Source organism: Caulobacter sp. GW822-FHT01G02 (genome assembly GCF_058802865.1).
In genome coordinates this window covers 197,518-209,837 of sequence record NZ_JBXAON010000007.1, presented here as the reverse complement: position 1 = coordinate 209,837, position 12,320 = coordinate 197,518, and the positions used below count along the sequence as shown (strand labels likewise).

General features: G+C 66.9%; 14 protein-coding genes and 1 riboswitch. Of the genes, 8 read left to right on the top strand and 6 right to left on the bottom strand.

What is annotated here, in order from left to right; translation table 11 throughout:
* The first annotated feature begins 130 nt into the window (after nt 1-130).
* Nucleotides 131-221, top strand: a riboswitch (glycine riboswitch).
* A 164-nt stretch (nt 222-385) separates the two neighbouring features.
* From gcvT to AC1RNC_RS20520, 7 genes are all read left to right on the top strand, one after another.
* Nucleotides 386-1,498, top strand: coding sequence for a glycine cleavage system aminomethyltransferase GcvT (gene gcvT, locus AC1RNC_RS20550; RefSeq protein ID WP_492888126.1), 1,113 nt, complete (start codon nt 386-388; stop codon nt 1,496-1,498).
* A 15-nt stretch (nt 1,499-1,513) separates the two neighbouring features.
* Nucleotides 1,514-1,879 (top strand): glycine cleavage system protein GcvH, encoded by a 366-nt coding sequence (gene gcvH, locus AC1RNC_RS20545; protein ID WP_125155078.1) that lies wholly within the window; start codon nt 1,514-1,516, stop codon nt 1,877-1,879.
* 70 nt (nt 1,880-1,949) lie between these two features.
* On the top strand, nt 1,950-3,296 hold the full coding sequence (gene gcvPA / locus AC1RNC_RS20540; protein WP_492888125.1) for an aminomethyl-transferring glycine dehydrogenase subunit GcvPA: 1,347 nt from the start codon (nt 1,950-1,952) through the stop codon (nt 3,294-3,296).
* Nucleotides 3,293-4,870 carry an aminomethyl-transferring glycine dehydrogenase subunit GcvPB gene (gcvPB, locus tag AC1RNC_RS20535; RefSeq protein WP_492888124.1) on the top strand — a complete coding sequence of 526 codons (1,578 nt, stop codon included), beginning with the start codon at nt 3,293-3,295 and terminating at the stop codon, nt 4,868-4,870. The genes gcvPA and gcvPB overlap by 4 nt, the downstream gene beginning before the upstream one ends.
* A gap of 133 nt (nt 4,871-5,003) precedes the next feature.
* Nucleotides 5,004-5,423: a hypothetical protein gene (locus tag AC1RNC_RS20530; protein WP_492888123.1), complete on the top strand. Its 420-nt coding sequence runs from the start codon at nt 5,004-5,006 to the stop codon at nt 5,421-5,423.
* Nucleotides 5,420-5,863, top strand: coding sequence for a hypothetical protein (locus tag AC1RNC_RS20525; protein WP_492888122.1), 444 nt, complete (start codon nt 5,420-5,422; stop codon nt 5,861-5,863). The genes AC1RNC_RS20530 and AC1RNC_RS20525 overlap by 4 nt, the downstream gene beginning before the upstream one ends.
* A 99-nt stretch (nt 5,864-5,962) precedes the next feature.
* Nucleotides 5,963-6,619 (top strand): hypothetical protein, encoded by a 657-nt coding sequence (locus AC1RNC_RS20520; RefSeq protein ID WP_492888121.1) that lies wholly within the window; start codon nt 5,963-5,965, stop codon nt 6,617-6,619.
* A 207-nt stretch (nt 6,620-6,826) separates the two neighbouring features.
* On the opposite strand, the gene AC1RNC_RS20515 is transcribed toward AC1RNC_RS20520, so the two are convergent.
* The 6 genes from AC1RNC_RS20515 to AC1RNC_RS20490 form a co-directional block, all read right to left on the bottom strand.
* Nucleotides 6,827-8,617, bottom strand: coding sequence for a methyl-accepting chemotaxis protein (locus AC1RNC_RS20515; protein WP_492888120.1), 1,791 nt, complete (start codon nt 8,615-8,617; stop codon nt 6,827-6,829).
* Nucleotides 8,618-8,899: 282 nt separating this feature from the next.
* On the bottom strand, nt 8,900-9,409 hold the full coding sequence (locus tag AC1RNC_RS20510) for a F0F1 ATP synthase subunit B (protein ID WP_492888119.1): 510 nt from the start codon (nt 9,407-9,409) through the stop codon (nt 8,900-8,902).
* A gap of 12 nt (nt 9,410-9,421) precedes the next feature.
* Nucleotides 9,422-9,955 carry a F0F1 ATP synthase subunit B family protein gene (locus AC1RNC_RS20505; protein WP_492837397.1) on the bottom strand — a complete coding sequence of 178 codons (534 nt, stop codon included), beginning with the start codon at nt 9,953-9,955 and terminating at the stop codon, nt 9,422-9,424.
* 125 nt (nt 9,956-10,080) lie between these two features.
* Nucleotides 10,081-10,305 carry a F0F1 ATP synthase subunit C gene (locus AC1RNC_RS20500; protein ID WP_004615714.1) on the bottom strand — a complete coding sequence of 75 codons (225 nt, stop codon included), beginning with the start codon at nt 10,303-10,305 and terminating at the stop codon, nt 10,081-10,083.
* A gap of 47 nt (nt 10,306-10,352) precedes the next feature.
* Complete coding sequence (locus AC1RNC_RS20495) at nt 10,353-11,114, bottom strand: F0F1 ATP synthase subunit A (protein WP_492888118.1); 762 nt, start codon at nt 11,112-11,114, stop codon at nt 10,353-10,355.
* 5 nt (nt 11,115-11,119) lie between these two features.
* Nucleotides 11,120-11,500, bottom strand: a complete 381-nt coding sequence (locus tag AC1RNC_RS20490) for an AtpZ/AtpI family protein (protein ID WP_492837395.1) — start codon at nt 11,498-11,500, stop codon at nt 11,120-11,122.
* A gap of 360 nt (nt 11,501-11,860) precedes the next feature.
* Between AC1RNC_RS20490 and AC1RNC_RS20485 the strand changes: the two genes are divergently transcribed.
* Entirely contained in the window at nt 11,861-12,250 is a 390-nt protein-coding gene (locus tag AC1RNC_RS20485; RefSeq protein WP_492888117.1) for a DUF6481 family protein, read from the top strand.
* Nucleotides 12,251-12,320 lie beyond the last annotated feature (70 nt).

Genomic DNA, 12,320 nt, shown 5'->3' with positions numbered 1-12,320 from the left:
CTGCTCGTCGCGTGGGCGCGAGCACGTCCGACTCTCATGATGAATCCGGGCCCCGGCATTCGCCGGGGAAATCGGAGTTGAAAGAAGCCGGTCCAGCTTGACTCTGAGGTGACCCTCCCGCATCACCCCGAAGACCCTCGCGGGAGACATCGGGATTCGCTCCCGAGGCCGAAGGCGCAACCGCCCCGGAAACGCTCAGGCAAAAGGACCGCGCGGGTTTAGGAACGCTGGAAAGAGGCCTCCCGAAAGGGCGGCTCGCCGAAGGAGCAAGGCCAAACCCGTCCGGCAGAGGGGCGAGGCCGGAATCTCTCAGGTCCAAGGGACAGCGGGGGCGACTTGCCGGCGGACGCCGGTCCCGTCGCCGACCCCGCTTGGAGCCTGTCCAGTGTCCGATCAAGACCTCAAGAAGACCCCGTTGTACGAGGCCCACGTGGCGCTTGGCGCGCGCATGGTGCCGTTCGCCGGCTACTCGATGCCGGTGCAGTACAAGGACGGGGTGCTGAAGGAGCACCTCTGGACCCGCGAGCACGCCGGTCTGTTCGACGTCTCTCACATGGGCCAGGCGCGTATCCGGGGCGAGAACCCGGCCAAGAGCTTCGAGAAGGTGGTCTCGGCCGACTACCAGGGCCTGAAGGCCGGCAAGCAACGCTATGGCGTGCTGCTGAACGCCGAGGGCGGGATCATCGACGACCTGATGACGGCGCGCCCCGACAACGACGGCCTGTTCGTGGTGGTCAACGGCGCCTGCAAGGACAACGACTACAAGATCATCGCCGAGGCCCTGGCCGGCGAGGCCACGGTGACCCGCCTGGAGGACCGCGCGCTGCTGGCGCTGCAAGGTCCGCAGGCCGCCGCCGTCCTGGCCGCTCATGTTCCGGAAGCCGCCGGCATGGTGTTCATGGACACGCTGGCCCTGACCGCCTTCGGCGTCGACGCGATCATCTCTCGCTCGGGCTATACGGGCGAGGACGGCTATGAGATCTCGGTTCCGGCCGACGCCGCCGAGCACATCTGGGACACCCTGCTGGCCGATGAGCGCGTCAAGCCGATCGGCCTGGGCGCGCGCGACAGCCTGCGCCTGGAAGCGGGCCTGCCGCTGTACGGCCATGACCTGGACGAGACGGTCTCGCCAATCGAGGCCGGTCTGAACTTCGCGGTCGGCAAGTCGCGCCGCGAGGCTGGCGACTATCTGGGCGCGGCCCGGATCGCCAAGGAACTGGCCGGCGAGCTGTCGCGCGTCCGCGTCAATCTGAAGGTGCTGGAAGGCGCGCCGGCCCGCGAAGGCGCCGAGATCGCCGACGAAGCGGGCAATGTCATCGGCAATGTGACCAGCGGCGGCTTCGCCCCCAGCCTGGGCTTCCCCATCGCCATCGGTTTCGCCCCGCCGGCCTATGCGGCCGTGGGGACGAAGCTCAAGGTCATCGTTCGTGGAAAGGCCGCCGCCGCTGAAGTGGTCGCCACCCCGTTCGTCGCCAACCGTTACGTCCGCAAACTCTAATCAAGGGCCCAGGCAATGCGTTTCACCAAAGATCATGAATGGGTCATCGTCCAGGGCGACGTGGCCACCGTCGGCATCACCGCCTACGCCGCCGAGCAGCTGGGCGACGTGGTGTTCGTCGAGACGCCCGAGGCCGGCAAGGTCGTCAAGCAGGGCGAGCAACTGGCCGTCGTCGAAAGCGTCAAGGCCGCCTCCGACGTCTACGCCCCGGTGTCGGGCGAGGTCGTCGAAGGCAATGCCGAGCTGGGCGATGCGCCGGAAACCGTCAACGCCCTGCCGGAAAGCGGCGGCTGGTTCGCCAAGATCAAGCTGAGCAACCCGGCCGAGGTCGACGCCCTGATGGACCGCGACGCGTACGAAGCATTCCTGAGCACGCTCTAGCTCCACCGCCGTAGACACCCCCCATCCCCGCCCCTTCCCCCATTGAGGGGGAAGGGAGAAGGACCGAAAGATGCGTTACCTCCCCCTGACCCCCGAAGACCGCGTCGAGATGCTCGGCGCGATCGGCGCCAAGTCGATCGACGACCTGTTCATCGACGTGCCGGCCTCGGCCCAGCGTTCCGGAACCGTCGACCTGCCGCTGCACGCCGGCGAGATCGAGGTCGAGCGCGAGATGGCCGGCCTGGCTCGTCGCAACCGCTCGGCGGGGGAGGGACCGTTCTTCTGCGGGGCCGGCGCCTATCGCCACCACGTGCCCGCCACGGTCGACCACATCATCCAGCGGTCGGAGTTCCTGACCAGCTACACGCCCTATCAGCCGGAAATCGCCCAAGGCACGCTGCAGGTGCTGTTCGAATTCCAGAGCCAGGTCGCGGCCCTGACCGGGATGGAGGTGGCCAACGCCTCGCTCTATGACGGCTCGACCGGCGCGGCCGAGGCGGTGATGATGGCCCAGCGCGTCACCCGCCGGAACAAGGCGGTGATGTCGGGCGGTGTCCACCCGCACTATGTCGAGACCATCGAGACCCTGGCCCACGCGGCCGGCGTCAGCACCCAGGCGATGGCCCCAGCGATCGACGCCGAGGACGCGGTGATCGCCGCCATCGACGCCGACACCGCCTGCGTCGTCGTCCAGACCCCGAACGTGTTCGGCACGGTCACCGACGTGACCCGGATCGCCGAGGCCGCCCAGGCGGCCGGCGCGCTGCTGATCGTGGTAACGACCGAAGCCGTTTCGTACGGCCTGCTGAAGTCGCCCGGCGAGATGGGCGCCGACATCGCCGTGGCCGAGGGCCAGTCGATCGGCAACGGCCTGAACTTCGGTGGCCCCTATGTCGGCCTCTTCGCCTGCAAGGAGAAGTTCGTCCGCCAGATGCCGGGCCGCCTGTGCGGCGAGACCATCGACGCCGATGGCAAGCGCGGTTTCGTCCTGACCCTGTCGACCCGCGAGCAACACATCCGCCGCGACAAGGCCACCTCGAACATCTGCACCAACAGCGGTCTCTGCGCCCTGGCCTTCTCGATCCACATGAGCCTGCTGGGCGAGACTGGCCTGCGCCAGCTTGCCGCCCTGAACCACCAGAAGGCGGTCGCCCTGCGCGACGCCCTGAAGGCCGTGCCGGGCGTCGAGATCCTGACCCCGCGCTTTTTCAACGAGTTCGCGATCAAGCTGCCGAAGGATGCGGCCGAGGTCGTCGAGACCCTGGCCGGCCATGGCGTCATCGCCGGCGTGCCGTTCTCGCGCCTCGACGCGGACGCGGGCCTGAACGACGTGCTGCTGGTCGCGGCCACCGAGACCACGCTCGATATCGACATCCCCTTCTTCGCCAAGATCCTCACCAAGGCGGTGGCCCAATGAGCATGAACAACGTCGGCCGCCCCACGCGTCCCGAAACCGCGAACGACGCCGCCACCGGCCACGAGACCCTGACCGGCGGTCGTGGTCTCCTTCAGGACGAGGCCCTGATCTTCGAACTGGACGGCTGGAACAAGACCGGCGTCGACCTGCCGGAAGCCGCCGCCCCGTCGAGCGACCTGGCCGGCCTGCTGCGCGCCGAGCCCATCGGCCTGCCGGGCCTGTCGGAGCCCGAAGCCGTCCGCCACTACGTGCGCCTTTCCCAGAAGAACCATGCCATCGACCTGGCGCTGTATCCGCTGGGCTCGTGCACGATGAAGCACAACCCGCGCCTGAACGAGAAGATGGCGCGGCTGCCGGGCTTCTCGGACATTCACCCGCTGCAGCCGCAGTCGACCGTGCAGGGCGCCCTGCAGCTGATGGACCGTCTGGCCCACTGGCTGAAGACCCTGACCGGCATGCCGGCCGTGGCCCTGACGCCGAAGGCCGGCGCCCACGGCGAGATGTGCGGCATGCTGGCCATCCGCGCGGCCCACGAAGCCAACGGTCAGGGCCACCGCAAGACGGTGCTGGCTCCGACCAGCGCCCACGGCACCAACCCGGCCACGGCGGCCTTCGTCGGCTACACTGTCGTCGAGATCGCCCAGACGGAAGACGGCCGGGTGGACATGGCGGACCTGGAGTCCAAGCTCGGCGACCACGTCGCGGCGATCATGGTCACCAACCCCAATACCTGCGGCCTGTTCGAACGCGACGTCGTCGAGATCGCCCGGCTGACCCACGCGGCCGGCGCCTACTTCTACTGCGACGGCGCCAATTTCAACGCCATCGTCGGCCGGGTGCGCCCGGGCGACCTGGGCGTCGACGCCATGCACATCAACCTGCACAAGACCTTCTCGACGCCCCACGGCGGCGGCGGTCCGGGCGCGGGTCCTGTGGTGCTGTCGGAGGCTTTGGCGCCCTTCGCGCCGACGCCCTGGCTGGTCCACGGCCACGACGGCTTCACCCTGGTCGAGCACGCCGGCGAAGAGGGGGCCAAGACCGCCTTTGGCCGCATGAGCGCTTTCCACGGCCAGATGGGCATGTATGTCCGCGCCTACGCCTACATGCTCAGCCACGGGGCCGACGGCCTGCGGCAGGTGGCCGAGGACGCCGTCCTCAACGCCAACTACATCAAGGCCCGCCTGAAGGACGTGATGAGCCCGGCCTTCCCGGACGGTCCGTGCATGCACGAGGCCCTGTTCGACGACAGCTGGCTGGAAGGCACCGGGGTGACCACGCTCGACTTCGCCAAGGCGATGATCGACGAGGGCTTCCACCCGATGACCATGTACTTCCCGCTGGTCGTCCACGGCGCGATGCTGATCGAGCCGACCGAAACCGAGAGCAAGCAGGAGCTGGATCGCTTCATCGAGGCGCTTCGCCTGCTCGCCGGCGCGGCCAAGGCGGGCGAGACGGAGCGCTTCAAGGGCGCGCCGTTCCACGCTCCGCTCCGCCGCCTCGATGAGACCCTGGCGGCCCGCAAGCCCCGGTTGAGGTGGAAACCTGTGGCCGCGGCGCCACTAGCCGCTGAATAGCAAATTCCATACCCCCCTTGCGACGGCAGGGCGCCTTTACGGCGCCCTGTTGTCTCCACATATCGGGGGGGCGCATCCGGGCTGACTGGCTTTTCCAGGGAGCAAGCGGCGCGCAAGCCCGTTTCGTCCTCCCATGACTGCTTTCGCACTCGCCATGCCGCGCGCCCAACGCACCGCCGATGACCTCGCCCGCGAGCTCGTCGCGCGTTTTCTGCGCGTCATTCTGGTGACACTGGGTGTGCTGCTGGTCATCGGCGGCATACTGATCGCGCCGCTGCCCGGCCCCATGGGGCTGCCGCTGACCGTGGTCGGCCTGATGCTGGTGCTGCGCAATTCGTTCAAGGCCCGCAAGCAGTTCGTCCGCTTCCAGCACGCCCACCCCAAGCTGATCTTCCCGCTGCGCCGCCTGCTGCGCCGCGAGCCGGAAGTCGTGCTGGTGGCCTGGCAGCAGGCCCTGCGCGTCGAGCGCCTGATCGTGCCGCGCAGGTGGCGGGTGGCCGTTCGCTGGCGCAAGTCGCTGAAGCAGCGCGCCGTGAAGCGCAGCCAAAGGTGAGCGCGGTCGCCACGATTGACGATATTAAGCACAAGGTTCGCCGCCGTGCGCGGCTGGCCCTGCTGCTGCGCGAGTCCGCCGCCCGCACCTTCCGCTGGATCGCCATCGGCTTCGGCACGCTGGTGATCCTGGCCGGAGCGGTGCTGACGCCGCTGCCGGGGCACCTGGGCCTGCCGCTGCTGGTCATCGGGCTGATGATCGTGCTGCGCTACTCGTTCGCCGCGCGGAAGACCTTCATCCGCTGGCAGAAGCGCCACCCCAAGCTGGTCTTCCCGATCCGCCGCCTGATGCGCCGCGAGCCTGAAGTGCTGCTGGTCGTCTGGCAGCAGATGCTCCGTACCGAGAAGATGGTCCTGCGCCGCGCCCGCTGGCGCCTGCTGAAGAAGACCCGCAAGCGCGTGAAGAAGTACGTCGCGCGGAAGATGGCGAAGACGGCCTAGGGACGGGCGTCGGCTTTCGGGCCAAGTTGAACGTTGGAGCGAGGCCGGCCTCATCCTATTTGCTTGCTATGGTGGGCTCCGCCTCAACATAGTCTTCGCATGACCGACGCGCACACGTTGAACATCGCCGCCCACGTCTCGACCGGGGCGCTGGCCCTGCTCATCGGTCTCATACCGTTGTTCTGCCGCAAAGGCGGTCCGCTGCATCGCTGGTCGGGGCGCGCCACCGCGGGATTGGGTCTTGTGGTCCTGTCCAGCGCGGTGCTGGCGGTGATCCTGTTTCGACCGCCGGCGCCGCTGGTCGCCGCGACCCTCACGGCCGGGTATCAGTATCTCAGCGGCTTGCGGACCTTGTCGCTCAACCGGCGCGGGCCACGCCTGCCGGACACCCTGCTGTCGACCCTGGGCGTGGGGATGGCTCTGCTCGTGGCTTTCCAGATGGGGCGAGGCACGGCGTCCTGGACCCCGGCCATTGGCTACACGACCATCGGCTATCTGCTGACGATGACGGCCTATGATCTAAGCCGGTCGCTGTGGGTCGGGGCCTGGTATCGCTGGGTCCGTCCCCTGGATCACGGCGTGAAGATGATCGGCTTCTACTTCGCCATGCTTTCAGCCGGGGTGGGCAATCTGCTGGCCGAGTGGCAGCCGCTGAGCCAGGTTCTGCCATCCGCTGTCGGTATGGCGATGATGATCGGCTTCGTCATCTGGTACGGCCTGCATCCCATCCGCCCCGGCGCTGAAAGCCGGGCCTGACGTCCGTTTTTCACGCCAGGACCGACACTTCGTCCGAAAGCGTGATCCGAGGTCCGGTATCCGGCCGGCGCCGATAGCTGTTCCCCACCCGCGCCGGATCTTGGCGTTGCTGATGAATGGCGCTCGCTTCTGGGCAAAGGCGGCCTTGGAAGATCCGCCCGTCGGCGCCTTTCATCTCGGGGCCAGGCTGCCGCGCGGAGGGGGGTTCTAAGCCGCTAAGCGCGCGGCGTCGGCGTCGATTGTGAAGTGCCCCACGCGGCGTGTCAGTTCATGCGCCTCGTCGGCCAGCGAGCGGCTGGCGGCGGTTGATTCCTCGACCATCGCGGCGTTCTGTTGGGTGACTTGATCCATCTGGTTGACGGCAATATTGACCTCGCCCAATCCCTGCGACTGCTCCTGAGCCGCGGCGGCGATCTGCTCCATGACCTGGGCCGATTGTCGGACGCCCCCGACGATGCGCTGGAGCGCCTCGCCCGTCTGGTTGACGAGCAGCACGCCGTTCTCCACATGACCGGAACTGGCCAGCATGAGGCCCTTGATCGCTCTGGCCGCTTCCGCGGAGCGCTGGGCCAGGGCCCGCACTTCCTGCGCGACGACGGCGAAGCCACGTCCGGCGTCACCGGCCCGAGCCGCCTCCACCCCAGCGTTCAGGGCTAAGAGATTGGTCTGGAAGGCGATCTCGTCGATGACGCTGAGGATTTGCTCGATTTCGTGCGACGACTTTTCGATGGCGCTCATGGCGATCACCGCCTCGGCGACGATCGCGCCGCCGCGCTCGGCGTCGTCGCGCGCGGTCTGGACCTGAGTCCTGGCCGAGGCGGCGCCGTCGGCCGAGCGGCGGACCGTCGCCAGCAGTTCTTCAAGCGCGGCGGCGGTTTCTTCGATGCTCGCGGCCTGGCGTTCGGTGCGCTGGGCCAGCTGATCGGCGGCCTTGCTGATCTCCGATGAGCCGCCAAGGATGCTACGCGCGCCGCCGTCGATGGCCGCCATAGCGATGTTGAGGTGCTGAATGGCGGCGTTGAAATCCTCTTTCAATTTGGCGGCGGTGGCGGGAAATCCGGTCTGGATCTGATAGGTGAGGTCGCCAGCCGCGAGGCGATCCAGCGCCACGCCCAAATGTTCCACCACGATGGCCTGTTCGCGGGCATGGGCGGCGCGCTCGGCGTCATGGATCACGCGATCGCGTTCGGCCGCTTGGCGCTGATCCTCCGCCCTATGCTCCACCTTCAGCTTGTCGATCGCCGATTGCTTGAAGGCCAGCACCGCATCGGCCATTTGCCCGATCTCATCGCTTCGTCCGACCGCGGGCACTTCGACGGTGTTGTCGCCGGCCGCCAGGCTCCGCATCGTGGCGGTCATATCGCGGACAGGGTTGGCGATCGCCCGGGTCAGAAGCCAACCCATGGCGCAGGCAAGGCCGATCGTCAGCACGCCGACAACGCCCAGGCCGATTTCAGCCCAACGATATAGCGCCGACAGCGAGGCCTCGCGCTGGTTCCGCGCGGCCTCGGAGTGTTCGGCGATCTCCTTGCCAACCTTGCGGACGGCGGTGAGACGTCCTGCGGTCAGCAATGATGCGCGGGCGGCCTCTAGTTTTGTCGGATCTCCGCCCTGGGCGATCTGGAGATCGGTCTGGCCCGAGAAGGTTTGAACGGCCGAGGCGAAGCGCGTCAGACGGTCCTTGTCGCCGTTGTCGGTGGGCTCGGCGAGAAGGACATCGAGAGCCGCCGCATAGTCGGCCTTGAAGCCGTTGTAGCGCTTGAGGAATGACGGATCGTTGGTCGCCAGATAGCCGCGGACGGCGTTCTGTTGTTCGACAAGGGCGTCGTTGGCTTTGGCCATCAGGCTGTCGCGCGTCAGGTCGCGGTGATCCTCGGCCGCCCTGGCCTTGATGGTTTGCTCGCCGGTCAGGACCAGAACGCACACCAAAGCCACCAAGGTCACCAGCACGGTGAAGGCCGCCACGAGCTTGTGGGCGATCTTTAGGGAGCCAAGCATGTCGAACCTCGCTGATTAACGGCGATAGTGCTCATGGACGGCGTTAACGGAGACCTCGGCTTGGGCTGTCCGCGTCAGTTAGCCGCGTGTGCTTAAGGTCCGCGTCCTTGAAAATCCCTATGCCTGCTTCGTGATGCGAGACGGAGCTTTCGCGGGACCGGGAGTGAAGTCGGCTTCCCCCTCTCCTCAAACGCCTGCCGGGTCCGCTTTCGAAGGCGCCCAGAAGAAAGGGCGCGGACCTTGCGATCCGCGCCCTCTTGTCTTGTCCGATGTCGCTAGCCGCTATTGCAGCTTGGCGCCCATCTGGCGGATCGCGGCGTCGACCAGGCCGTCGTTGGTCGAACCGGCGAGGCGGGCGGCCAGGACGGTCTCGGCGGCTTGCGCGGCCAGATCGACCGCGGCGGCCTTCACGTCGGCGGCGGCTTGCGCCTCGGCCTGGGCGATCTTGCGTTCGGCCATTTCGGCGCGGCGCTTGATCTGCTCCTCGAGCTTTTCCTTGGCTTCCTCGGCCATCCGCTTGGCGTCGGCCTTGGCGGCGTCCATCATCGCGACGGCTTGGCGCTCGGCTTCCTCGCGCTGGGCCTTGACGTCCGCGAGCAGGGCCTGGGCCTCTTCACGCAGGTGCTGGGCTTCGTCGAGCTCGGCCTTGATCTTGGCGGCGTAGCCGTCCAGGGCGCCGAACAGCGCGCCCGGCAGGACCTTCAGATAGACCAGCAGGCCGAAGAAGATCACCAGGGCGACCAGAACCCAGAACTCGGGGTTCGAGAGGCTGAACAGGGATTCGTGTTCCATCGTCAGCGCTCCTTAGGCCAGGGCCGACTTCAGCTCGGCGGCGGTGGCCACCTTGCCGGTCAGCTTCTCGACGATCGCGCCGGCCGTCTCCTGAGCCACTTCGCGGACATGGCTCATGGCCGTGTCGCGGGCGGCCTGGATCGAAGCCTCGGCCGCGGCCAGCTTCTCGGCCAGGACGGCCTCTTCCTTGGCCTGACGCTCGGCGGCTTCGGCCGAAGCCTTGGCCTTGGCGTCCGCCGCGGTCTTCTGGGCCTTGGCGCGCGCCTCGGCCACTTCGGCGGCGGCCGCGCGGGCCTGGGCTTCCGCCTCGTCCTTCAGGCGACGGGCGTCGGCGATGTCGCCGGCGATCTTGGCGCCGCGCTCGTCGATCGCGCCGCTGACGCGGGGCAGCAGGCCCTTCGACAGCACCGCGTAGAGGACGGCGAAGATGAGCAGCAGCCAGACGATCTGACCACCCCAATGCTCGAACTGCAGCTGCGGAAGGCCGCCGCTTTCGTGCTTGGGGGCTTCAGTCGTCTCGACCGTGCCGTGATGTTCCGTCGCCATGGGCGAAGGCGCCTCTCAGCTAGTGCGCTTGGAGCGGACCGTGATCCGGCCCGCTCCAGGAAGCGCGAGAAAACAAAAGCATGGAGCGCGTCGCTTCCGTTGAAGCGCCGCGCTCCAGGGTCGGATTACGAGAACAGGATCAGGAAGGCGATGACCAGGGCGAAGATGCCCAGGGCTTCCGTCAGGGCCATGCCCAGGAACAGCATCGGGCGCTCTTGAGCGGCGGCCGTCGGGTTGCGCAGGGCGCCTTGGAAGTAGTTGCCGAACATCACGCCCAGGCCAACGCCCGCGCCGATCATGCCGAGCATGGCCAGGCCAGCGCCGATGTACTTAGCTGCAGCAGCGTCCATGATAGAGACTCCTTGGAAGGGTATTTGTTGGAAAGACTAAAGGTTGATCAGTGGCTGTCGAGGTGCACGACGTCGTTGATGTAGACGCAGGCGAGCACCGCGAACACGAAGGCCTGCAGGAAGGCCACCATGAACTCGAGGGCCGTCAGGGCGACGACCGAGGTCAGGGCCAGGGCCGAACCGGCCCAGCCCAGTACGCCGAGACCGCCCAGGGCGATCACGAAGCCGGCGAAGATCTTCAGCACCACGTGGCCGCCCAGCATGTTGCCGAACAGACGAAGGCCCAGGGTGATGGGGCGGATCAGGAACGACAGAATCTCGATCGGCACCAGCAGGAAATACAGCGGCCATGGCACGCCCGACGGGGCGAACAGCTTGAAGAACTTCAGGCCGTTCTTGGCGAAGCCGACGGCGACCACGGTCAGGATGACCATCAGGCCCAGCGTCAGGGTCACGGCCAGCTGCGACGTGGCGGTGAACACCAGGAACATGCCCTGAATGTTCATGAACAGCACGAAGACGAACAGCGTGAAGATGAAGGGCAGGAACTTCTTGCCGTCGTGGCCGATGATCGACTCCGAGAGCCCGTCGACCAGTCCGTAGAGCATCTCGCCGACCGACTGCAGGCGGCCCGGGATGACGGCCTTGCGCGCCGCCAGGCTGTAGAACGTGATGACCAGCAGCGCCGCCAGCATCATCGCGAACACCGAGTTCGTGATCGACAGGTCGATAGCGCCGAGGCCGGGAACGGTCACGGTGGGCAGTTCCACGATCTTCTGGATCTGGAACTGGTGCATCGGATCGGCCATCGGCCCTAGTCTCTCTTCTGCTTGGGGGCGGTTGACCCGCCTCCCGTGTCTCCGCCGGCATTCCCTTGAGGGGACGGCGCCGACGCCTGCGCGCTCATTTTCGTCGCCTTGCGGACGACGGAGAAAATCGAGAGCCCCAAGCCGATCAGCAGACCGCCGACCATGCCCCAGGGGCTCGTGTGGACATAGTGGTCGAGCAACCAGCCGAAGCCGAGACCCACCAGTACGCCCCCGATCAGATCCGCCAGGAGGCGATAGCCGTCCTGGTTGGCCTTCTCGGACGCGGCTTTCGCCGGCTTTTCCGCCGCCTTCCTCGCCTCAAATGCGTCGAGCCGAGCGTCGAGGCTTACCAGAGCCTTGTCGTTCGGTTCGTCGGCCTTGGGCATGGGAGCGGCAGGTCCGAAAACGCCGCGGGCGCGCCAAAACAAGGCGCATTTCCGGCCGGCTTGATCGGCGCGGAACCTATAGACCTCGCCGCAGTGCGTCAAGGTAAGCGCTTCCCGGGCCAAGTTACGGGAATACTTAAGGATTTCGCCTTTGGCTTAAAGGGAAGGCAAAACCATCCCGCTTTTCATTCGATTGGCCGTTCGTTCGCGCCCCTACCGGAGGCGGGAACGGCTTCCTACATCACACGCGTTCTTTCGGCGCCACACCCCATAGGCAAGGTGCGGCGCAGCCCAATCACGCATTGATTTTTTCGTCGATCTGGGTTTTAGAGCCGCCGCCTCCAAACAATACGAAGATTCATGTCGCACCTGAAGAACACCGGATTCGCCGATCGCATCTCCTCCCAGCAAGAGGCCAAGAAGGCCATGCTGGCAAAGTTCAAGGCCAAGCCGACCGTCCAGGACCCCGATTTCGACAAGCGCGAGGAACTGCGCGCCGCCGAACTCGAGGCTGTCCGCGCCGCCCGCGCCGAGGCCAAGGAAAAAGCCCGCCTCGAGGCCCTGGCTCGCGAAGAAGAGCTGATGGCCGCCAAGCGCGCCGAGCGCAAGGAACGCAAGGCTCTCGAAGCCGCCGAGATGCGCGTGCGCAAGGAAGAGAAGGCGAAGGAACGCGACGAGCTGCGCGCCCTGGGCAAGACCAGCAACAGCAAGGCGTCTCGCGCCCACGCGTGGGGCAGCCTCCTGGGCTGATCCGAGAAGGGGCCTCATCAGGCCCCTTTTTCTTTGCCATGCCTTTCCCTTGATCGACGCCTCGAACGGG